The sequence below is a fragment of the Hymenobacter endophyticus genome, assembly GCF_032464715.1.
Taxonomy (GTDB): Bacteria; Bacteroidota; Bacteroidia; order Cytophagales; family Hymenobacteraceae; genus Hymenobacter; species Hymenobacter endophyticus.
This window is the reverse complement of the sequence record NZ_JAWDJT010000011.1, coordinates 38,976-60,542: the sequence shown is the minus strand read 5'-3', so window position 1 is coordinate 60,542 and position 21,567 is coordinate 38,976. Positions and strand designations below refer to the sequence as shown.

The 21,567-nt window shown below is 60.8% G+C and carries 15 protein-coding genes and 1 tRNA gene; 6 read left to right on the top strand and 10 right to left on the bottom strand.

Annotation, left to right across the window (positions count from 1 at the left end; genetic code table 11):
- Positions 1–75 precede the first annotated feature (75 nt).
- The 3 genes from ROI90_RS15805 to ROI90_RS15795 all read left to right on the top strand — a co-directional run bounded on the left by ROI90_RS15805 (position 76) and on the right by ROI90_RS15795 (position 1,816).
- Positions 76–149 (top strand) — tRNA-Arg (locus ROI90_RS15805).
- 448 nt (positions 150–597) lie between these two features.
- Positions 598–1,065: a nuclear transport factor 2 family protein gene (locus ROI90_RS15800; RefSeq protein WP_315999326.1), complete on the top strand. Its 468-nt coding sequence runs from the start codon at positions 598–600 to the stop codon at positions 1,063–1,065.
- A 73-nt stretch (positions 1,066–1,138) separates the two neighbouring features.
- On the top strand, positions 1,139–1,816 hold the full coding sequence (locus ROI90_RS15795; protein ID WP_315999325.1) for a flavodoxin: 678 nt from the start codon (positions 1,139–1,141) through the stop codon (positions 1,814–1,816).
- Positions 1,817–1,881: 65 nt separating this feature from the next.
- Here ROI90_RS15795 and ROI90_RS15790 read toward each other — a convergent pair whose 3' ends face one another.
- The 8 genes from ROI90_RS15790 to ROI90_RS15755 all read right to left on the bottom strand — a co-directional run bounded on the left by ROI90_RS15790 (position 1,882) and on the right by ROI90_RS15755 (position 11,804).
- Positions 1,882–2,013 (bottom strand): hypothetical protein, encoded by a 132-nt coding sequence (locus ROI90_RS15790; RefSeq protein WP_315999324.1) that lies wholly within the window; start codon positions 2,011–2,013, stop codon positions 1,882–1,884.
- Positions 2,014–2,017: 4 nt separating this feature from the next.
- Complete coding sequence (locus ROI90_RS15785; protein WP_315999323.1) at positions 2,018–4,357, bottom strand: xanthine dehydrogenase family protein molybdopterin-binding subunit; 2,340 nt, start codon at positions 4,355–4,357, stop codon at positions 2,018–2,020.
- Positions 4,358–4,418: 61 nt separating this feature from the next.
- Positions 4,419–5,405, bottom strand: a complete 987-nt coding sequence (locus ROI90_RS15780) for an FAD binding domain-containing protein (protein ID WP_315999322.1) — start codon at positions 5,403–5,405, stop codon at positions 4,419–4,421.
- 114 nt (positions 5,406–5,519) lie between these two features.
- The gene (locus ROI90_RS15775) at positions 5,520–6,140 is read right to left on the bottom strand and encodes a (2Fe-2S)-binding protein (protein ID WP_315999321.1); all 621 of its coding nucleotides are present in this window, start codon (positions 6,138–6,140) and stop codon (positions 5,520–5,522) included.
- A 361-nt stretch (positions 6,141–6,501) separates the two neighbouring features.
- Complete coding sequence (locus ROI90_RS15770) at positions 6,502–7,416, bottom strand: helix-turn-helix domain-containing protein (protein WP_315999320.1); 915 nt, start codon at positions 7,414–7,416, stop codon at positions 6,502–6,504.
- Positions 7,417–7,567: 151 nt separating this feature from the next.
- A complete protein-coding gene (locus ROI90_RS15765; protein ID WP_315999319.1) occupies positions 7,568–8,419 on the bottom strand; it encodes an aldo/keto reductase in 852 nt (283 codons plus the stop codon).
- A gap of 202 nt (positions 8,420–8,621) precedes the next feature.
- Entirely contained in the window at positions 8,622–9,110 is a 489-nt protein-coding gene (locus ROI90_RS15760) for a cupin domain-containing protein (protein ID WP_315999318.1), read from the bottom strand.
- 1,398 nt (positions 9,111–10,508) lie between these two features.
- The gene (locus ROI90_RS15755; protein ID WP_315999317.1) at positions 10,509–11,804 is read right to left on the bottom strand and encodes an MFS transporter; all 1,296 of its coding nucleotides are present in this window, start codon (positions 11,802–11,804) and stop codon (positions 10,509–10,511) included.
- Between the two features lie 303 nt (positions 11,805–12,107).
- Here ROI90_RS15755 and ROI90_RS15750 point away from each other — a divergent pair, with 303 nt between their 5' ends.
- The 3 genes from ROI90_RS15750 to ROI90_RS15740 all read left to right on the top strand — a co-directional run bounded on the left by ROI90_RS15750 (position 12,108) and on the right by ROI90_RS15740 (position 14,524).
- Positions 12,108–13,124 (top strand): NAD(P)/FAD-dependent oxidoreductase, encoded by a 1,017-nt coding sequence (locus ROI90_RS15750; protein WP_315999316.1) that lies wholly within the window; start codon positions 12,108–12,110, stop codon positions 13,122–13,124.
- 92 nt (positions 13,125–13,216) lie between these two features.
- Positions 13,217–13,543 (top strand): 2Fe-2S iron-sulfur cluster-binding protein, encoded by a 327-nt coding sequence (locus tag ROI90_RS15745; protein WP_315999315.1) that lies wholly within the window; start codon positions 13,217–13,219, stop codon positions 13,541–13,543.
- A gap of 141 nt (positions 13,544–13,684) precedes the next feature.
- Positions 13,685–14,524 (top strand): hypothetical protein, encoded by an 840-nt coding sequence (locus ROI90_RS15740; protein ID WP_315999314.1) that lies wholly within the window; start codon positions 13,685–13,687, stop codon positions 14,522–14,524.
- A gap of 100 nt (positions 14,525–14,624) precedes the next feature.
- Here the strand turns inward: ROI90_RS15740 and ROI90_RS15735 are convergent, their stop codons facing one another.
- A complete protein-coding gene (locus ROI90_RS15735) occupies positions 14,625–15,074 on the bottom strand; it encodes a hypothetical protein (protein WP_315999313.1) in 450 nt (149 codons plus the stop codon).
- A 150-nt stretch (positions 15,075–15,224) separates the two neighbouring features.
- On the bottom strand, positions 15,225–21,530 hold the full coding sequence (locus tag ROI90_RS15730) for an alpha-2-macroglobulin family protein (protein ID WP_315999312.1): 6,306 nt from the start codon (positions 21,528–21,530) through the stop codon (positions 15,225–15,227).
- Positions 21,531–21,567: the final 37 nt, after the last annotated feature.

The window sequence follows — 21,567 nt, the reverse complement described above, 5'->3', positions numbered from 1 at the left end:
CTTGCACTACCTAAATTTTAGCCTCTATCTTTGCACAACCAAAACGGAAAAACGCCTCCGAAACGGTAACAAGTTGGTTGTGTAGCTCAATTGGATAGAGCATCTGACTACGAATCAGAAGGTTTAAGGTTCGACTCCTTACACGACCACATAACACCTTTAAAACACCCTGTAAACCAAGCGTTTACGGGGTGTTTTTGTTTGCGTGTACTACACCCGGTTTGTTTCTCCCGCTTTTGTCTCGTTGCATTGACTACGTTACACGCGGTGATACTACAAACTCACCCCCTACCCACCCTATAAGCTATTAAGACAAACGTACCAGTTGCTCAACCAGACGTTTGGGTAAGCCTTTGACCTAAGCAATGTTTACCTGGGTCGGAATTACAGCGTGATGGGCTACAATTCACAACACAACCAGGTGTTTGAATTATGTACTGATTGGTTTGAATCTCTTTTTCCAGCGTAGCGCGACTGCCGGACCTTTGTCATGGTTATGCAAGTTGTAAGGCGAGTCGTGGCACCTCCATAGACGATAATCCCTTCTCTCGCCAACCGCTGCATTACAAGCGGCCTCATCATTAGCAAACTACCACTATGAAAGCATTCGTTCTCGGCCTGGGTTTCGTGTTACTCGGCGTGCAAGGCACCTACGCGCAACAGAAAGGTGGAAGTGCTGCCCCGGCAAAAACTGCGCTGGTAGAACAGCAGATCAGGAAACTCTCCCAGGACAAGTGGCGCTGGATGGCCGAGCGCAAAGCCGACACGCTAGCCGTCCTCTTCGATGACAAGGCAATGTTTGTTCACATGGGAGGAAGCTGGGGGAAAAAGCAGGAGCTCGATGTCATCCGCAGCGGGAGCATACACTACAAGCAGGCGGACGTAGAGGAAACGTCGGTGCAGATTATTGACAACACGGCCATTCTGCTGAGCAAAATCCGGCTGCTTGCCGTGTTGGGAGGCAATGAGGTTACCAACCCCTTCATCGTGACGGAAGTGTATGTGCGCGAAAAAGGCAAGTGGAAGTTAGGCTCCCTCTCGTTTACCAAGTTGCTCACTCCCTAGTGTCAGACGCCTCACCGGGCGGCCAACGTTGAAATCCTCGTCCGGAAGACAGCCCCACCTAGCATTACTCCTCATGAGAAAACAGGCGAATGGCTACTTGCAACGCCGGAAGCAGCTTTCGACGGCTATGACGTGCTGGCTGCTCGGGTGCTTTCTGCTGATTTCGGCGTGTTCGTTCTCCCAGTCGGAAGACCAACAGGCTCCGGCAAAAGCGCCTCTTGATCCGAAAAAAGTGCTCATCGTGTACCTATCGCGCACCAACAACACCAAGGCCGTAGCAAACATGATTCACCGGGCGATGGGCGGAACGTTGGTCGCTCTTGAACTGGAGCAGCCTTACCCGGCCAACTACCAGGCCACGGTGCAACAAGTGGCCCGGGAAAATGAGGCCGGCTACCTGCCACCGCTCCACACGAAAATTGCAAACCTGCAGCAGTATGATGTAGTATTTATAGGTTTCCCGACCTGGGGCATGCAGCTGCCGCCACCCATCAAGAGCTTTCTGAACGAGGTTGACCTAAGCGGCAAAACCCTTGTACCCTTCAACTCCAACGCGGGGTACGGAGTGGGCAGCAGCTTTGCGACGGTAAAGGCGCTGGCTCCCAAGAGCACCATCCTGGAGGGCTTTTCAACCCGGGGCGGAATTGAGCGGGACGGCGTACTCTTCGTGATGGAGGGAACCAAAGAAAAGCAGGTGCAAACGGAAGTTTACGCATGGTTGAAGAGGATCAACCTGCTCGGCACCAAATAAACTGCCCCGGCCGCGTCAGCAGCCAGGGCAGTTTACAGGATGAATGAACGGAGCAAACAGTCCGTCTAGCGGTTAATGGTTTGTTGACGAGCCGTCAGCGCATCAGTTGCAGGCGGAATGGCTTTGGCGTGCAGGAGTAGCCCAAACAGCAGGAGCAGAAACGTCAGCGCGGGTATGCGGAAGGCACGTTGCGGCATCGTATCAGGCAGGTTGGCGCAGGGATTCCAGCACCTTGTCCGGCGTCATCGGCAAGGAGCGCAACCGCCGGCCGGTAGCGTGGAACACGGCATTGGCTACGGCCGCCGTCACGCCCACGATGGAAATTTCCCCGATACCTTTTACGCCCATAGCGTTGACGTAGGGGTCGTGCTCGTCGATGAACTCCACGCGCATATCGGGAATATCCGCGTTGACCGGGATATGGTAGTCGGCCAGGCTGGCGTTGATATAGCGGGCCAGGTGCGGGTCACGTACGGTTTGCTCCATCAGGGCCGCGCCAATGCCGAAGATGCTGCCCCCGATAACCTGGGAGCGGGCCGTTTTGGGGTTCAGGATGCGGCCCGCAGCCATGACGCTTACCCACCGGGTAATGCGCACAGTACCCAGTTCGGGGTCCACCTGCACCTCACAGAAGTGCGTACCGAAGGCGTGCATGGAATGCGGGGCAGCTTCCTCCTTTTTATTCATGTTGGCGTTGGCCGTCGCCTGCGGGGCTTCGTAGCCCGCGCCGTAGCGGCCCAGGGCACTGCCTTCCACGTCGCTCATGCTGGCGCGCTTCATCACCTCCCCAAACGCCTCGCCCTTACCCGGATTGGCTTTCAGCTGCAGGCGGCCCTGCTCTATTACCACGTCGGTGGACTTGGCCCCGTACAGCGGGGAGCGTTTGTCCATAGTCGCCACCTTGATGAGCTTCTGCCACACTTCCTGCGCAGCCAGGTACACCGACGAGGACACCCGGCCGGCCGCTGTGGAGCCTCCCGACCATTGCGTGGTAGGTAGGATAGTATCACCCAACTCGAAGCGTACACGCTCGGGCGGCAAACCCAGCGCCTCGGCCGCTACCTGCGTGATGATGGTGTAGGTGCCCGTGCCCAGGTCGGTGGCTCCGGCTTGCACCACGGCGCGGCCGTCGGCGTAGAGGCGCACGCGGGCATTACCCTGCGAGCTGTGCACCGGGTAGCTGGCCGTGGCCATGCCGTAGCCCACCAGGTACTTACCGTCACGGGTCTGGCCGTTTTTGGGGTTGCGCTTGCTCCAGCCGAACAGTTCGGCCCCGCGCTGGTAACACTCTTTCAGGCTCTTGCTCGACCACGGATGGCCGTTGGTGGGGTCCTTTTCGGCATAATTCAGCAACCGCACCTGAATCGGGTCGAGGCCAAGCTGGTACGCCAAATCGTCCAGGGCGCACTCGATGGCGAACGAGCCAGGCATGTCGCCAGGGGCGCGGGTGGAGGTCGGCGTCATCACGTTGGCCCGGCCCAGGCGGTACGTGCCCTCGAAGGTAGGGCAGGCGTAGAGCATGTTGATGATGCGGCCGTTGGTTTCAGCCCAGTCCTCCCAGGGCGAAGTCGTCGACGTTTTCTCATGCACCAAGGCCAGGAGCTTGCCTTCTTCGGTGGCTCCCACGCGCAGGGTCTGCTCCTGCTCTTCGCGCAAACCCATGCCCGTAAACTGCTGGGGCCGGGTGAGTACCAGCTTCACCGGCCGGCCTACCGCCTTGGCTGCCAGCGGAGCCAACACCACGTGAGGCCATACCCAGGCCTTGCAACCGAAGCCGCCGCCGAGGTATTTGGTTACCACGCGCACCTGCTCGGTGGAGAGGCCCAGCATGGCAGCCAGGGTTTTCTGCGTCTCCGACACGCCCTGTGTGGTGTCATAAACAGTCAGGCGGTCGGGGCCTTCCCAGTGGGCAATGGTCGCGCCCGGCTCCATGGGATTGTGATGGGTGGTGGCGTGAGAGTAAGTAGCCGTCAGTTGCACCGGCGCACCAGCAAACGCGGCCTGGGCGTCGCCGCGCTTAGTAACACCGGGCTGGTAGCCTCGGATGGTTTTCGGCACGTAGATTTCAGCCTTGGGGTCTTGGTAGGAAGCCACGGGGGGCTCCGGCACAATGGTCACCTTCAGCAGAGCGGCCGCGTGCTGGGCGTGCTCCAGCGTATCGGCTACCACCACGGCCACCGGCTGCCCGGCGTAGTACACCTGGTCCGATTCCAGCGGGAAAAAGCTCATCGGCGAGGAGGCGAAGGCCCGTCGGTCGTCGGGGTTATTGGGCGACTTCGCCAGTTTGGGTAGGTTCTGGTGGGTCAGGATGGCCAGCACACCCGGTTGCTGCTGGGCGAGGCTAGTATCAAACCCGGTAACGCGCCCCTTGGCTACGTCGCTGGTTTTGAGCACGGCATGTACTAGGCCCGGAATGCGGTTGTACTCGGCTGAGTACTTGGCCTGGCCCGTCACTTTGGCCCAACCATCCACGCGGTTGAGGGGCTGACCTACGACGCTTGGTGTCGCGTTAGTGTCAAAGAATTGGGGTTCCGTATCCATCGGGAGAGCGTAAGGCTTAGAGAAGAAACGAGTAAAGCACGCAGTAACCGGCCAGCTGGGACTAGCCAGCCGCCACCTGCTGGAGGGCGCGCACGAGCGTGTTTTGCGCCAGCTCAACCTTGAAGCGGTTGTGCTCCCGGGGCCGGGCTCCCTGCAGGGCGGCCGCAGCGGCAGCCCGGAATGAGGCATCCGTCGCCGGCTGGCCGACCAACGCCCGTTCTGCTTCGCGGGAGCGCCAGGGCTGGGCCCCTACCCCACCCAGCGCCACGCGGGCCGAGCGAATCGTACCTGCCTGTACCTCCAGGCCCACGGCGGCCGAGGCCAAAGCGTAGGCGTAGCTGCTCCGCTCGCGCACTTTCAGATAGGCGGAACGTTGCGCGTGCGGGGCAGTGGGGATAGTCACGGCCACAATCAACTCGCCGGGCTCCAGCACCGTTTCCAGGTGCGGCGTGTTGCCGGGCAGCCGGTAGAAGTCCGTGATGGGCACGCGGCGCTGCTTGCCTTTGGCGTTTTCCAGCGTGAGCACGGCATCGAAGGCGGTCAGCGCCACCGACAGGTCACCCGGGTAGGAGTTGGCAATGCACGATTCGCTCACGCCCAGGATGGCCAGGTTGTGGTTATCTCCGTCCAGGGCAGGGCAACCAGAGCCGGGTACGCGTTTGTTGCACGGGAAAGCCGGGTCGCGGAAGTAGCCGCAGCGGGTACGTTGCAGAATGTTGCCGCCGATACTAGCCATGTTACGCAGCTGGGGCGAGGCAGCCAGCAGCAAGGACTGGGACACGGCCGGAAACTGCTGCACCACCAATGGATGCTCACCCACGGCGCTCATGCTTTCCAGCGCTCCGACACGCAAGCCGTCCTTGGCCTGCTCAATGCCTTTGAAGGGCAGCAGGTTAATATCGACGAGCTGCGGGTGTTCCTGCAGGTTGGCCTTCATCAGGTCCAGCAGCGTGGTGCCGCCCGCAATGTAAGCAGCGGCGGGAGTATCCTTACGCAGGGCCGTCGCCTCTTTCGTCGAAGCGGCCTGGATGTAGCTGAAGTCGTTCATCCTCTCAAGTGTGAAATGGTGAAGTTGTGAGCTTGTGAAAGGTGAAGCGGGCGTTTTACAGTGTCTGAACTCTCCATTGAGAACTCACAACTTCACCATTTCACAACTTCACATTTACGCTTTGCCAGCCACGTCGCGCACGGCGGCCAGAATGTTGGGGTAAGCCCCGCAGCGGCACAGGTTGCCACTCATCCACTCGCGGGCCTGGGCATCGGTGCTGGCGTGGCCTTCCTGTACGCAGGCGACGCCCGACATGATCTGGCCCGGCGTGCAGTAGCCGCACTGAAAGCCGTCGTGCTTGATGAAGGCTGCCTGCATCGGGTGCAGTTGTTCTCCCTGGGTCAGGCCCTCAATAGTCGTGATTTCCTTGCCCTGGCTCATTACGGCCAGGGTCAGACACGACAGGGTACGCTGGCCGTTGACATGCACAGTACAGGCCCCACACTGGCCATGGTCGCAGCCTTTCTTGGTACCCGTCAGGTCCAGCCGCTCGCGCAGGGCATCCAGCAGGGTCACGCGGGGCTCCACACGTACGGAGTGGGCCTTCCCATTCACCCGTAGTGTGATGTCGGTGGCACCCTGGATAACTTTAGAGAAGGCCGTCAGGCGCTCGGCCTGGCTGACCAACGGTGGAGCCAGCACCAGGCCCACGATGCCGCCGGCCTGTTTCATAAACGAACGACGGGAATTGTCAGCTGGCGGCGTACCCGCGTTGGGAAACAAGTCGGATTCCATAGGGTAAGGGGTAGTAGTAAAGTCAGCAGGAGTTTTGCTGGCAACGTGAACCGGCACCAGGTACCAACAGGCAAAAAACGAGAGCCTTCACTCTGACGCTGTATCCCAGCGCAAACACCTGACACCAGCGTAGCGAGGGTGGGACGAGCTTTACAGAGGAGCGCACAGCTAGCGCTGCCAATCATGTTCACCAGCGCCCCAGGTCGGTGCCTTAGTAGGAATATACCACCGGTTACGGGCGAAGTTGTCGGTGGCCCCGGTATTGTTTGAAACCCTTACTGATTTGTTTGATTCGTGTACTCCAGCACCTTCTGACAACCTGACGGAGGTGTATGTCAGAGGTTAACAAGGCCTCGACGCGCTAGGCATCCGCCACCCGTTCCGTATCCCGCCGAAAGGCCAGCGGAGTGGTACCCGTGTGCTTCTTGAAGAAGTTGTTGAAGTAAGTAGGGTACTCAAAACCCAGGCTGTAAGCAATTTCGGCCGTGCTCCACGAGGTATGATGCAGCAACGCTTTTGCCTCGCCGATGAACCGCTCAGCAATGTGCGTCGTGGTGGGCTTGCCAGTGACCTCCTTCACGGCCCGATTCAGGTGGTTGACATGCACTCCCAACTGATGAGCAAAGTCCTGAGCCGTTTTCAGCGGCAGGGACTGACCCGGGCTTTCCACCGGAAAGAACCGTTCCAACAGCTCCAGAAACAGCGCCGTGATGCGCGACGAGGCATTTTTATGCTGCACGTAGCTTTCCGTGGGCTGCATGCGCAAGGCCTCATGAATGAGCAGATGCAGGTAGGTACGAATCAGGTCTCCCTTGTACAGGTACTCGGTGCGCTGCTCGGCCAGAATCTTCTCAAAGATGCTTTGGGCGTATGCTACCTGCGCCTCATCCAACTGAAAAACGGGGGTACCACCTACTTTAAACAGCGGGGACTGCTGCAGACTTTCTGACCGGTCGTTCTCCTTCATGAACGCCTCCGTGAACAGGCAGGAGTAGCCCGTCAGGCGCGGATCATGCAGCTCGATGGAGTAAGGAATGTGTGGGTTGGCAAACATCAGACTAGGGGTACTAATCTCAATGCTGCGGTCCGCATAGTGAACGGTGCAGGGGCTGGTCACCAGGGCTACCTTGTAGAAGTCCCGGCGGCGGTACGCATGACTCGGGCCGGCGGCCGTGTCAACCTGATAGGCCTTGAACCCTTTGAGTTTGAGTTCTTGCGGGTTCAGGTCTTCGTGGCTGCTGATGGGTTGCGTGGTGGGGGCTGCTCCGGGATTCATAGCGTGTAGTCGGTATGTAGTCGGTAAAGGCATTTGCACGCGGAGGCTGCGTCAGGGAAGGTACTCCTTTGTGCCCACACCCAAAAAACGGTAGCGTCAGCAGGTACGGGTTGCGTACCTGTTGACGTCCTGAGGTGTGTACAGCGCCGACTTAGTCGTGAATTTTCCGCTCGCCGATCCACTTGACCATGTTCGGGTCGCGGTGGTCGAAGAAGAGGCTGGCCTTCGTGTCGAGCGTTTTGATGGCCTCCATGTCCTCCGCGCTCAGCTCGAAGTCGAAGATGTTGAAGTTTTCAGCCATGCGCTCAGGGCGTACCGACTTAGGAATGGCCACCACCCCACGCTGAATGAGCCAGCGCAACACTACCTGCGCCACCGATTTTTGGTACCTGCCGGCAATGCCCTTCAGCAGCTCATTGTGGAACAGGTCATTCTTGCCCTCAGCAAACGGCCCCCAGGACTCAATCTGCACCTGGTGCTCGGCCATAAACTTCTGCTCCTCCACCTGCTGATGGAACGGGTGGGTTTCTACCTGGTTTACGGCGGGCTTCACCTCGTGGTGCACCAGAAAGTCCATAACCCGGTCGGGCGCAAAGTTGCTGATGCCGATGGCTTTGATGCGGCCGGCTTTGTAGAGTTCTTCCATAGCGCGCCAGGCTCCGTGCACGTCCCCATAGGGCTGGTGGATGAGGTAGAGGTCCAGATAGTCGAGTTGAAGCTTGCGCAGGGACGTTTCAAACGCCTGTTTGGCTCCCTCATAGCTGGCGTCCTGCACCCAGAGTTTGGTGGTGATGAACAGCTCTTCGCGCGGCACACCGCTCTTTTTGATGGCGTTGCCGACAGCTTCCTCGTTCGTGTAGGCCGCCGCCGTATCAATCAGTCGGTAGCCGGCCTTGATGGCTTCCAGCACGCTACGCTCGCACTCGGCCGGGTCTGGCACCTGAAAGACGCCAAACCCCAGTATGGGCATCTTCACCCCGTTATTCAGTTCTACAGTCTGCATACGTGTTACCTAAAGGTGTAAGAGAAGGACGTTGGCCGATGTTGCGCCCTGAAGTAGTTCGGTGCATCCCGGAGCATCGAACAGGCTGAATCAGTACGAATTCGCTCTGCAAAGGTCCGGCAGGGGTATTCGACCGGAAAAAGAGAATCAAACCAATGAGTACACAATTCAAACAATTCTCTCGCGAGCAGGACCCACGCCGTTAGTTCTCGCTCTGATACTGCTGGGCAGTGACCGGCTGCAGCCAGATGGCCCCACCCTTCTCGGTGTTGGGCACAATAGCCACATGGGTCATTGGCTGGTGGGCAGAAGCTCCGTGCCAGTGCTCCACTCCAGGCAGCGCCTGGATGACATCACCTTTGCGCACCAGCCGCTTAGGCTGCCCCTTCTCCTGGTAGAAACCCATTCCATCCGTTACCAGCAGAATCTGCCCGGTGGGGTGGCGGTGCCAGTGGGTGCGCGCCCCAGGTTCGAATACGACGTTGCCCACCACGCACTGGAAGGTGCTGTCGCTGTTTACTAAAGATTTCACCCACACGGTGCCTGTGAAATGTTGCGCCGGGGCTCGCTCGCCCTGAAGAAAGATGGGACCAGGCGAACCAGCCGTAGCCATGGGAGTGCCAGTTTGCGCATGGCCGGGTAGGGCAAGCAGGCCGAGCAACGCACTCAAACCAAGAGCAAATCGTGTCATCGTGTGGTGGAGTAAAGGCCAAGTACCTGGGTTGCGAAGCAGTGTACTTAACGATGTAGAAGGCTACAGCAGTCGACGTTGACGGTTTCGCCAGACGGAACCGGGTACACCGCCCGCAGGTCCTGGCAAGCGCACATAGCAGTGGAATACGCGGGCGGGCGTAGGCAAGCGCAGGAGCTCGTGGAGAATCAGGCGCAGGTAGCTGCGGAGTAGTTCGTGCTTGAAGAGGTAGGCCGATTGTTGCTCAGCCAGCATTAGCCCAAACAGACTGGTAGGTAGGCAGCCTGCGGACCTTTAAGAAGAAAAATACGGTTGTCCCTTCCATTCAGCAGATGGTCCAGTTCCCGGCCACCATCCAGGCCGCACGCGTGCACAAAGGCCTCTGTGAACAGGCAGCCGTAGCCCGCCTGCCGAGCCGACAACCAAGTAGAAGCTGTCCTGAGGGCGGGAGCACCCAACAGCAGGTACGTGCTGTCCCGTTCGGCTTCCCGGCCGACATTCCGTAGCTGGCGCTGGTCGGAAAGCAGATACATCGTGTAATAGTCGCGGCGGCGGCAAGCTGGAACCGGACCCGAAGTCGTGTCTATCTGGTAAGCTTTGAACCCTCTCATAATCATCCTGACAGCACCCAAACGTTGGTCGTTAACTACCCCGCTTCCCCGACGCATGTGGCAGGGAGTCACCTCCTACTGGTACCTGGCTAAAAGTATTTCTCGCACCTGTCACGTCCTGATGAGGAAGACCGGATACGATGTGCGCAGCCTGTAGTACTTGCTCAGCAAAGGTCCGCCCTCCAGACCACGTCAAACAATGGAAATCAAACGAATAGGTATGAGATTCAAACAGATGGTACCAAGCCACTCTGTTGCCCCCTCGTGTTACTCCATTCCTTTGGTGCTGCTCCGCTTTCCATGAAGCACCGAAGGGGCTTTGAGTGCTTGGCACCAGACCTGATTATTGGAGTTGTGCCAGCAACGCTGCTGCTCACGGCTGTGGCTACGAGTCGACGCTTCTTTGCTGTACCTGTGTGGCGCAACGGAATTAGCCATCTATAGATCATCGGTGAGTGTATTCACTGCTGAGCGTTAGACTTCCTTTCATGGTTTAGGGAAGAAACTGTTCACGCTCACACCATTTCGGGATTCCCGTTTGCTGCGTCACTCACTTCCTCAACTTGCGTAGCGGGGGAGCAGACAGGTTGGGCATCTGCTTTAAGTTGGCCATATCGGATGTGTCAACTTAAAGCAGATGCCCAGGTCGGGGTAGTGAGCTTCACCTAGCGTTACCAATACTAATCGTGACGTGGTGTGTGGTGACTTTGCTAGCTGCACTACTGATTTAGAAGCAGATGAATTACCCAGTTCGTTTTGCTCGTAACCGGGTTCCGTACTGAGCAGCTTACTCCTCTGGCTTCAGGAAAGCGGTTTCGGGCATGGTGAGCACCACTGGCAATACCAGCAGCGCTACCAAGGCAATCATGGCGCCGGGCACAAGTGGCCAGCCAGTGCGGGTAATGAGTAGCTCCGCAATAAAAGGCGTGAGCCCACCGAAAACGGCCGTTGCGGCGGTGGCACCTAAGGCCAGGCCACTCAGACGCCCTTCGCCGGGAAATTGCTCGGCGGTTGCCGCTGCCCCCACGGCGCTTACTCCACCGGCCACGGCCGCTAGCAGTACTGCTCCGCACACAGCTTCCACTGAAGTGCCGCCGCGCATCAACGAAAACAGCGTAATGGGCAGCAAGGCGCTGGCCCCGGCCAGTACCGCCAACACTGGCTTGCGGCCCCAACGGTCGGAAAGAGCACCCACGAAAGGCGTTACCAGAATTACGATAACTGCGGCAATAGTTGAAAGGCCCAGCGCTTCGCTTTCCTGGCGCTGCCCGGTGGTAGCCAGAAAGGTGGGCACGTAGGTGATACCCACGTAGTAAGTGATGGAGCCTAGCGCTGATATACTGAATGTGCGCAGAATTGCTGGCCGGTGGTGGCGAAGCGTGTGGCGCAGAGGAGCCGCTGGCACTGTACCGGCCTCTTGCTGGCGCTCAAAATCCGGCGACTCCTGCATGGTGGAACGAGCCAGCCACACGCCGCACGCCAACACGGCCCCCAACAGAAAAGGCAACCGCCACCCCCACGTATCGACGCTGGCAGCGGGCAGCCCATACACCAGCAGGGCGCACACTCCCACGGCCAGTAAAGCCCCAACTTCGCTGGCAGCAGCGGCCAGGGAGGTAATTAGTCCCCGCCGGTTTGGCTGAGCACCTTCCAGGAGGTAAGCCACTACTCCCGTGTACTCCCCTCCTACCGAAAAAGCCATCAGGCAGCGCAGCAGCAGTAGCAACCAGCCGGCTAAGCCGCCTAGCTGCGCGTAGGTTGGCAGCAGAGCCGTAGCCAGCATTGCCCCCGTCATGAGGGCCATTGATAAGAGCATCATCCGGCGGCGGCCATACCGGTCGCCGATGTGGCCGAAGAACAGCGCCCCCAGCGGCCGCATCAGGTAGGACACGGCAAAACCACCCAGCGCCGTGAGCAACGACGCTTCGCCCGGCCCGAAAAACACCCGTGAAAGCACCGTGGCGAAGTAGAGGCAGAGCGTGAAGTCGTACCACTCAATGATGGTGGAACACGCCGCAACTAGGAGCGAAGTGCGGGAAAGCCCAGCGCGGGGCGAAGCTCGAACGGGTAAAGAAGACTGCACAGGCTGGAAGCTTGGTTACGGGGAAAGCGCTGAATGGACAAACCGGTTTTGGCAAGCTACCAGATCAGCCGTAAATATCCGCTCATCTGCCTTCAGCACACTATTTTCACAACTACACCAGCCCCGCAGGTGCATAGTTTTGCTCCGGTACTACGGGCTGATGGATAGCTCCCTATCTTTGCGCCCGCATAACGCCCGCCACGTAGTCATTTTGCCGCTCAGGTCAACGATTTGTGGGGGTTGGCTGTTTAGCCAGTGGCTTGGAGTATGCAGGCCAATTGTTCCGTTTTTCGCTGTTGTTGCATGACTAATTCTATTTCCACCGATATCTGCATTATCGGGGCGGGCCCGGTAGGGCTGTTTGCTGTATTTGAAGCCGGCTTGCTGAAACTGCGCTGCCACGTGGTAGATGCCCTGCCCCAGGTGGGCGGGCAGCTGTCCGAAATCTACCCCAAGAAGCCGATTTACGATATTCCGGGCTTCCCGGAGGTATTGGCCGGTGATTTGGTAACCAACCTCATGCGGCAGATTGAGCCCTTCCACCCCACCTTTACGCTGGGTGAGCGGGTAGAAGGTTACCGCAAGCTGGAAGATGGCTCCTTCGTAGTTACTACCATCGACGGCACCGAAATTAACTGCAAAGCCATTGCCATTGCCGGCGGCCTGGGTTCCTTCGAGCCCCGCAAGCCCGCCATTGAAAGCCTCACCGATTTTGAAGGCGGCAAGGGCGTGTACTACATGGTGCGTGACCCGGAAACCTTCCGCGACCAGCGCCTGGTAATTGCCGGCGGCGGCGACTCGGCCCTCGACTGGACTATCTTCCTGGCCGACGTGGCCAAGGAAGTAACCCTGGTACACCGCGGCACTACTTTCCGTGGCGCCGCCGACTCGGCCGAGAAAGTGCAGCACCTGCACGAGGCCGGCAAGGTGAAGCTGGTACTGAGCAGCAACGTAACGCACGTACACGGCAACGGCCGTCTCAACGCCGTGACCATCACGGCTAACAACGGCGAAGCGGAGCAGGTAGATGTGGACTCGTTCATTCCGCTGTTCGGCCTCACCCCAAAGCTGGGCCCGATTGGCGACTGGGGCCTGGAAATTGAGAATGACGCCGTGAAGGTGAATACGCTGGATTACTCCTCCTCGGAGCCCGGCATTTTCGCCATCGGCGACATCAACACCTACCCCGGCAAGCTGAAGCTCATCCTCTGCGGCTTCCACGAAGCCGCCCTCATGTGCCAGGGTGCCTTCAAATACATCTACCCCGACAAAAAGTACACCCTCAAATACACTACTGTAAACGGGGTGCCTACTTTGTAAGCAGTTGTTAGTTGTCGGTTGTTAGTTGTCAGATTGTTCTTCGGAATACCTGCACTAACAACTGGCAACTACCAACTGACAACTAATTGCTTATGACTGAAGACGTACGCGTATATGTAGAGGAAGCGCCTGGCCAGCGGCGCGAAATTCAGGCCCCGACGGACATGGGGCTGAGCCTGATGGAAGTGATGAAGGCCGACGGCTACGATATTCAGGCCACCTGCGGCGGCATGGCCTTGTGCGGCACCTGCCACGTAGAGGTGCTGGCCGGCCCTGAGTTGCCCGACCCCTCCGATGACGAGCTGGCCATGCTGGAAAGCCTGCCGGTGATGACCCAGGGCAGCCGCCTCTCCTGCCAGATCCGTCTGCACCCGCGCATGGATGGCCTAGTAGTGCGCCTCATGCCCCAGGACGCGTAACGGCTTCCGTCTGCTTAGTATAAAGACTGCCGGCTATTCAACAGTTGCGCCTTACGCGGGCCGACTGTTGAATAGCCGGCAGTCCTTATACTAAACACCAGCACTTTAGCGTTGACTGACCTGTCACGGTTATCCGCTATTATGATGCGTTTTATCCAGTCGGTTATCGGCCTTTATCTACTGTCCGGACTATCTACCATTACTTACGGCCAGCACTATCCGGAACTGGCGCTGGGCGGCGGCCTTACGCGGGCCCACGCATCCATGCAGCGGGAGCAGCTGCCTAACCGTTTTCGCACCGTATCCGATTTGGCCGTGGGTGGCACGGTACGGTTGCTGCTACCCCTGCAACCCCGGTGGATGGTGGAGTCGCAGCTGCAGATAAGTAATCTGCCGGTTGGGCTGGGCTACCGGGAAAAGGGCACCAACTATTATGTTAGCGGCAGCAGTGGTTTGCCGCTCACCGGAATGATTCAGGCGGGCGTAGGATTGCGGCGGCTGGAACTGCTGCAACTAGGGCTGCACTGGACGCTGGAAGCCGCGCTGCACGCCTCGTACGCCTGGGCTGCACCCGCCGTTGTTCGCCAGACCGGCCAATGGGGCAGTCCGGGCAACGGACAAGCAGGAGCATCCTGGGAGCAGCAACCCAAGCGCCAGGGTACTCCCGTAACAGGGGCGGAAGTCGCCTTCCGTTACGAGTTTGCCGAACGCCAATTCGCGTTATTCTCCCTGACTTATCACTACGGCCTGTTCCCTCTGGCCGAAATACGCTCTACCCAAATCAGCTATTATGACGCTGGTCAGCTGCGCACCGATGGCCGCTTTACGGTGCCGCTGCGCATCTCGTATGCAACGCTGCAAGTATGCTACGGCTGGCGGCTGCAATCCACGCAGGAACGCCCCACCCGCTGGCGCACCCCGCGCTACCACATAGCCCCACCCGACCCGGCGGAAGAGGACAGCGCGGACGTGAATCCGTAACGCCCTTACCGGCCGCCCCGAAACCAGCCCATTCATCACGCAGCAAAAAGCCCCGCTGACTTCCTGCCAGCGGGGCTTTTTCAGTTGAGGCCGGCTGCCATTAGCGGCGGCGGGTGGGCTTCCTTTTGGCGGTTGATTTCTTCGCCGTAGCCTTTTTGCGAGAGGAAGTCCGGCTGCTGCTGCGGTGCGTGGACGAGCTACGGCGGCGGGTGCTGCTGGTGCGGTAAGGCGCGGCGGCCGGGGCAGCTTTGGTTTCGGGAGCGGCTACCGGAATCAGCTTTTCGGCTTCCGGCACGGTTTCCAGGTTCTGGATGGTGGCCTCCAAAGCGGGCTGATGCACGCCAGCTTCGTCGGCGGCAGCCCGCAATTTGGCGGCTTGCTTGCGGCGCACGGGCATCAGAAAGTCCCGCTCGGCGCGCTCCTGGGGCGAGAGTTTTTCCTCGCCGGGAAGGTTGGTAGGGGTGGCAGGGACTTTGGCCTCATCCTGGGCCCAGGCGGTGGCAGCACTCAGCAGCAACGCCAGCAGTAGAAAAGCAACTCGTTGTAACAACTTCATCCTTACTTAAAACCAAACGGATTGCAAATGTACAATCCGTTAACGGGCAGGGCAACCCCAACCACCAAAAGGCCGGACTCCTTCGCCACGCAGCGTAGCTGACCCAGCAGAAAGAATCCGGCCTTACGTAGCACTTGCGCTAGATTATTGCCCGGCAATTTGCACCCGCGTGCCGGCCGAATGCGCCGTAAATTCCGGAGCGTACAGGCACTGTAGCTGGGACAGGCCGCCGGAGAAGTTGCCGGCCTGGGCCGCCCGCAGCCGGTACTCGAAGGTGTGAGTGCCCTTGGGGAAGTAGCTAATGAAGAAGTTGGTGGCCGCGTCGCGGGGGCTCTCGTAGTAGCCCAGGCCACTCTGGTAGCGGTAGCCCGAGGTCTGGCTGATGAGCTCCAGGCCGGCGGCGCGCTGGTCTTTGAGGTGCACATATTCCAACGCCCGGTCGGCGCGCAGCACCAGGCGCACCACCAGCACATCGCCCACGCGCAGGGGCGTGGCGGCGGTGAGGGGCTCCAGCACGGGGCCGGCGGCGGTGCGCTGCTCCCGGTACAGGCGGCGCTCCAGTTGCAGCCCGCCCACGGCGGCCGTTACTTTATCGGGCTGCTCGAAGTACTGCCAGTACAAACCGCCCCAAGCCACGCCGGCGTCGGGTTTCTGCACCGTTATGCGGCCCTGGGCGGGCTTGATGTCGGCGGCAGGCCAGGTTACTTTGTAGTAGCCGGTACCGGCCTGCTGGCTGGTGGGCTGTACGGGTTTCCCTCCTACCGCTACTTGCAGGGGCTGGGTGGACTGCAACCAATTGGAGCCGCGCAGCAGCAGGGCGTAGCAGGCATCGGCGGTGGCACGGGTGCTTTCCCAGTTCTGCACGCGCTTCTGGCTGAGCAGCCACAGCTTCATTTCATCCACCGATTTCTGGTCGCTGAGCATTTCATCGAAGGCCTCGATGAGCGTGGCCTGGGTTTCGGTGGGGGCTTCGCGCCAGTAGTAGCCGCCGCGCACTTCCTTCCAATACATGCCCAACTCAGGCGAGTGCAGGGCGTTTTCCTGCAAAGCCGTAAGGATGTTTTTGACGGCAGTGGGCTGGGTTTTGGCGCGGTGCAGGGCCAGGGCCACTAGCGCCTGCTCGTAGCGGGTACGGCTTAGCCAGTAGGTGGCGGCCTGCTGCTGGTAGTAGGCTTGAGCCGGTTGGGCTTCCTTGCGCACGGCCAGCGCGGGCCAGAAGCTGCGGGCGTACAGGGCCTGCACCTGCAGGTCGGTGAGGTGGTCCTGCTTCAGGTCAACTTTGGGCTGCTTGCGGAGCTGGGCGTAGTCGTCCTGCAACTCCCCATCCAGATACGCCACGGCGTTTTGCAGGAGTTGGCGGGCGGTGGGGTCCTGTTGGGCATCGAAGGCGCTCAGCTTCTGTAGCTTGCCGAAACCGGCCACGATGAGCTGGGTGATGTACCGGTCGGCGGGCATGCGCTCAAACCAGGGGAAGGAGCCGTCGGGCAGCTGCATCTGGCGGAGCTTGGTGAGGGCGCGGGCAGTTTCGGCCTTGAGGCGGGGCTCGTCGAACAGCTCGGCGAGGCGGCGCATCCGCTCGGTTTCGTTCTGGGCGTCGCGCACCCAAGGCGTTTCCTGCAGTAGCAAAGCCTTCAACTCCTGGTTTTGCTCCAGCTTACTGGTGAGGGCGACTTGGTCGCCGGACTGGGCGGCGCGCTGCCATTCGGCCAGCGTGGTGCGCAGCTGGGGGTTGCTCTGCAGAATTTTGGCGGCCAGCAGGTTGGCGTAGAGGCGGCTGAAAGTCTGCTCGGAACACTCGTAGGGGTACTCCATCAGGTAGGGCAGCGCCTGCACGGCGTACCAGGCCGGGTTGGGCGTCATCTCCAGCGTGAGCGAGTAGTTGCGGCGGGTGCCGGAGGTGGTGCTGGTGAGTTTTTTCAGCTCAAACTCCCGGGTAGCCGGCCCCACCACCGCCAGCGGCAGCGTTTCGGTAATCAGCACCCGATTCGGCAGCACTGGCAAGGTGTTTTCCTCGCCATCTTCTACAGTTGTTAGTTGTTGGTTATCAGTTGTCCGGTTGTTCTGACGGCGCTGTTTGCGCTGCTCTTTCTTGTCTTTGCCTGACAACTGGGAACCGGCAACTGACAACTGACCGCGCGCTACCACGCGGTATGTTACAGCCTCTAGGGGCATTTGGCCCTCGGCGGTTTCGGGGATGGTGAGGTTCCAGCTTACGGCCTGGCTCTGGTTGCCATTGAGGCTGAACTTTACCTGGGCCGGGCTTTTCAGCATTTGGCTTTCCAACGGTTGCTGGGTGCGGGCGTCGAGTAAAATGAGTTGGGCGGTGCCGCTGAGGGCCTGGGCAGTGAGGTTGCTGAGCTTGGCTGAGAAGGTCAGCTGGTCGCCTTCCCGGAAGAAACGGGGGGCGTTGGGCGTTACCTGGAGGCTCTTTTGCGTCACCAGCTCCCGGCGCAGCAGGCCGGTGCGCAGCTGCTGGTCGTGGGCCAGAGCCAGCAGCTGCCAGCGCGTCACGGCTTCGGGCAGCTGGAATTCCAGCACGGTTTCGCCCTGGGCGTTGGTGCGCACGGCGGGCATCCACAAGGCCGTTTCGCGGAAATCCTTGCGGGCCTGCACGGTGCTGAGGTCGGGTTGCGGGGCCTCGGGCGGGGACACGGGAGAAGGCGCGCCGAACTTGGCCGAGCGGGCCATTTTAGCATTCTGGGCCATTGGAGCCGCAGCCGCCATCGGGGCCATTTCCCGGTCAGTCGCAACCACAATGCCCGAGCCGGGCTCTAAGCCGACTAAGTCGGCCGGGTTATCCGTGTTGCCCTTTACGGTTTCAGAGGCTACTACCTTATCCCTCAACTCTTCCTGGTCCGGAATTTCATCATTTCCCCACAAGCCCCACATATTCAGATGCGGGTAGCGGATAGCGTCGGGGTAATAATCAGCGACGTACCGGTTGAACAGCTCCTGGCCATCCTCCGTGCCGAAGCGACCCTGCCAGGCCAGCGTGGGCGGGAAGTAGGGTCGGTAGAACTCCGGGGCGGCGAAATCGTGGGGACGGAATACATCCAGCGACTTATCATAGAGCGTGGCCAGCAGCTCAGCGTCGGCGGGTTGGCCGTTGGTCTGGTGGATGGTGACGCGCCAGGTTTCCTTCTGGCCGGGCTGCAGCTTGTCGCGGAAGGTGGCAATGCTGAGCACCAGCGGGGCGGGCGGCGTGGCCACCTGCACCGGGGCCGTGTGGGTGTAGAGGCGGTTGTCGCGCACCTGGGTGAGGTGCACGTAGAGCTGGGTTTCGCCGAGGGCGGCAGGCACGGATACTTCCACCACGCGCTGCTCGCCGGCTGGTAGCGTCAGCCACTCGTGGCGCAGGGTCTGGCCCTTGGCCTCGGCTTCCAGCAGCACGCGGGCCCCTTCCTCGGAGCTGCCCACCAAAAAGCGGGCGGTCTGGCCGGGCGCTACGCTGTCCTGTAAGGGCACAACCCAATCAGCCGTGGGTATGGGCAACCTGGTAGCGGCGGGGTCGAACAGGGTGAACCGCTGCTCAGCGCGGGCTTCGGGCTGACTGGCCGCGGCCGGGGCGGCGGTGGCTTCCAGCAGGTAGCGGCCGGGCTGCTGGGCGGCCAGGGCCGTTTGCAGGGCGGGCAGCAGCGGGGTTTTGTCGGTGTCGAAGTCCTGGGTAAGCACCAGCGTGCGGGCCCAGGTGCTGTCGTTGTCTTCCCGGCCGTAGGCATCCAGCGGGAAGCGGCGTTTAAATTCGTCCTGGCTCAGAGCCTCCCGTTCGGGCTGCTCCCAGAGGCGGGGACGCAGGGCGCGGGCGGGCGGGGTGAGGCGGTAAAGGCGCAGCTGGCCCCGGGCGGGCTGGGCCTCGCCGGCGGCGTTGGTGCTGAGGAGGCGGGGCGTGGGCAGCTCGGCGCGGTTGAGTTGCTCGGGCAGCTCCAGGCGCAGCGTCAGGGCCTCGGTGCCCAGGCTCACGCGCTGGGTACCGGTGCGGGTTTCGCCGGCGGCGTCCGTCACGTCGGCCGTCACCTCGAAGGCGTAGCCGGGGCCCCAGTCGCCGCGCTTATTGGCCGCTACGGCGTCGCCTTTGGCCACGAAGGTGATGGCGAAGCCCCCGGCCGAATCGGTACGGGCGGTGCCGCTGAGGATTTCCTGCTCGGGCCGGCCGCCGCCGTAGCCGCCCCGGCCGAAGAAGGGCCAGAACGTGCGCCGCACCACCCGGTAGCTGACCGTGGCCCCATCGATGGGCTGGCCGGCGTAGGCCGTGGCCTTGCCGCGCACCGTTACGGACTGGCCCAGCACCGGCGTGCCCTTCACCGGCTCAAACGTCACCTGGAACGTGGGCCGCTTGTAGTCCTCCACGGCAAAGCTCTGGCTGCCGTACTCCGTTTGCAACGACATTTCCCCATTCAGCAACCCTGTGGGCAGCACGAAGGAGCCGTGGAAGGAGCCAAACTCCGAGGTGACAAAATCAAGCAACTTGACCATCTGCCCATTCGCATCCACCAGCCGCAAGCTCACGGCCCGCTTGGTCAGCAACTTCGATTTTCCGGCCAGCGTTTCCGTCAGAATTCCTTTGAAGTATACCGTCTGGCCGGGGCGGTAGATGGCGCGGTCGGTGTAGAGGAACGTGTGACGCTGGACTTCCTCCTGGCGGTCCAGCTGATTACGGCGGGGCATGAAGTAGCCCAGGCTCTCCGCCATCAACAGCGAATCAGCCCCCTGGGTGAACAGGGCGGCTTCAATCTGGGTGTTTTCGCCGGTGAACTGGCCCACTGGAATCTGGGTCTGGCCCTCGGTGCTGGTGGTCAGTAGCTCACCGCGCCGCTGCATGTATTCGCGCTTTTTCTGGTCGTAGTATTGAAAGAACGGCAGCACCCGCACACCAGACTGGGGCGCGCCGCTTTGGCGGTGCAGCACCAGCAGCTCGGGCCCCTCGGTACGGTCGGCACTGCGGCGCACGTAGCTCAACTCGCTCACCTGCACTTGGCCATACGACGTTACCGCGCCGGCTTGCTCTTTGGTAGGGTTGCTGGCGCTGGTGCTTAGTACAATGATATACTGCCCCAGCGGCAAAGCCGAACCAGCGTGCTGCACGGTGTGGCTGCGGAAATCCCGGGGGCCGGGCAGGTCGAGCGTCCAGGTGGCAACCGGTTTGGCGGCCAGGGCGCGGGCGTAGCGTTGCTGCCAGGTTTTGTTCTGGTACAGCTCCGGCCGCTCCAGCTGGCGCAACATCTGGGCGCTGCTCACGCGGTAGGCCGTGGCGTAGAGGCGCGGGGCATTGCGTACCGTCAGGCGCAGCTGCCAGGGCTGATTCGGCAGCAATACGTCCTCGGTGGTAAAGCTCACCTCCATTCGCTCCAGCCGTTGGCGCATGGCTGCCGCCATCCGGCTGCCTCTGGATTTAGGAAACTGCTTCTCGGCCGCTACGGCCAGCGCGTGGGCTTTAGCGGGGTCAGTTTCCTCCCAGGTACCGGCCTCCAGCACCCGCAGCTCCGCACTAATGGGCAGAGCCTTATAGGTTTCGGCGGCACGGGCCAGGGCGGCGCGGTACAGCTCGGTTTTGGCGGGCAGCTCCGCGTGCTCATGCACGAATGCCAGCCGCAGCCGGTCGGCGTCGGCCAAGGCAGCAGGGTTGGCGGCATCCGTGAGGCGGAACGCCAGCAGCTGCTGCAACACCTGCAACGCGTGGAACTGCCCGTTTAGCGAATCGGCGGCCGGCGCCTGCAATTTCAGGCGGGCAAACTCTGGGACGGGACCGAACAAAGCGGCATCCGTCAGCTCGAACTGCTGGGCGGGTTTGGTGATATACAGCTCGTCGTTGCCGAGAGCTTCCACGGCGCGGTGGGCCAGCAAATCGTAGAGCGTGGGGCGCAATGTGCGGCCTTCGGTGCTGCCGCCACGGCTGAGGTAGCCCAGCGTGGCCAGTTTCAGCTGCTGCTGGCGGCGGGGCTCCTCCTGCACCGAGGCGCGGTAGTGCTGCACCACGGCCGCGCCCAGGCGGGCCGCATCCCAGGTGCGCAGGTCCTGGCGGCTTTGGTCGGCGGTGTCGGTCTTGGTCCGGGTCCGGTCGTAGAGCTGGTAGCGGTGGGCGTCGTAGTACTGTGCGTAGAGCTGGGCCAGCAGGCTGTGCAGCACCGGCCGGGCCGGAAAATGAGCCGTTTTCAGGTCCTGTTCTACCAGCTGAATAGCCTGCACGTCAGATTCTTCTTCCCGGGCTTCCAGCAGGCGCAGCTTGTACAGCAGAGCCCGCAGATGCTCGGGCGTGTTCTGCTGGCGGCGGGCCTGCTGATAGAGAGGCTCCAACAGCTTGGCGGCAGTGGCCGTTTGCTCTTTGGCCAGTAGCTGGTCAATTTTTTTCCAGGCTGCCGGGTTGGGGCCGCCCGCGCCGGGCGGGGTGGTCTGGGAGGAGCCGGTGGCGAAGAACATCAGCAGGGCAAGTAAACTCAACAGGAATGGACGCATGCAGCAGGAACGTATAAGCGGGGCAAGTTGATAAAAA

What these genes read in the sequence shown, in the direction of transcription:
- ROI90_RS15800 (WP_315999326.1), top strand. Translation starts at nt 598, where the DNA reads ATGAAAGCATTCGTTCTCGGCCTGGGTTTCGTGTTACTCGGCGTGCAA.
- ROI90_RS15795 (WP_315999325.1), top strand. Translation starts at nt 1,139, where the DNA reads ATGAGAAAACAGGCGAATGGCTACTTGCAACGCCGGAAGCAGCTTTCG.
- ROI90_RS15790 (WP_315999324.1), bottom strand. Translation starts at nt 2,013, where the DNA reads ATGCCGCAACGTGCCTTCCGCATACCCGCGCTGACGTTTCTGCTCCTG.
- ROI90_RS15785 (WP_315999323.1), bottom strand. Translation starts at nt 4,357, where the DNA reads ATGGATACGGAACCCCAATTCTTTGACACTAACGCGACACCAAGCGTC.
- ROI90_RS15780 (WP_315999322.1), bottom strand. Translation starts at nt 5,405, where the DNA reads ATGAACGACTTCAGCTACATCCAGGCCGCTTCGACGAAAGAGGCGACG.
- ROI90_RS15775 (WP_315999321.1), bottom strand. Translation starts at nt 6,140, where the DNA reads ATGGAATCCGACTTGTTTCCCAACGCGGGTACGCCGCCAGCTGACAAT.
- ROI90_RS15770 (WP_315999320.1), bottom strand. Translation starts at nt 7,416, where the DNA reads ATGAATCCCGGAGCAGCCCCCACCACGCAACCCATCAGCAGCCACGAA.
- ROI90_RS15765 (WP_315999319.1), bottom strand. Translation starts at nt 8,419, where the DNA reads ATGCAGACTGTAGAACTGAATAACGGGGTGAAGATGCCCATACTGGGG.
- ROI90_RS15760 (WP_315999318.1), bottom strand. Translation starts at nt 9,110, where the DNA reads ATGACACGATTTGCTCTTGGTTTGAGTGCGTTGCTCGGCCTGCTTGCC.
- ROI90_RS15750 (WP_315999316.1), top strand. Translation starts at nt 12,108, where the DNA reads ATGACTAATTCTATTTCCACCGATATCTGCATTATCGGGGCGGGCCCG.
- ROI90_RS15745 (WP_315999315.1), top strand. Translation starts at nt 13,217, where the DNA reads ATGACTGAAGACGTACGCGTATATGTAGAGGAAGCGCCTGGCCAGCGG.
- ROI90_RS15740 (WP_315999314.1), top strand. Translation starts at nt 13,685, where the DNA reads ATGATGCGTTTTATCCAGTCGGTTATCGGCCTTTATCTACTGTCCGGA.
- ROI90_RS15730 (WP_315999312.1), bottom strand. Translation starts at nt 21,530, where the DNA reads ATGCGTCCATTCCTGTTGAGTTTACTTGCCCTGCTGATGTTCTTCGCC.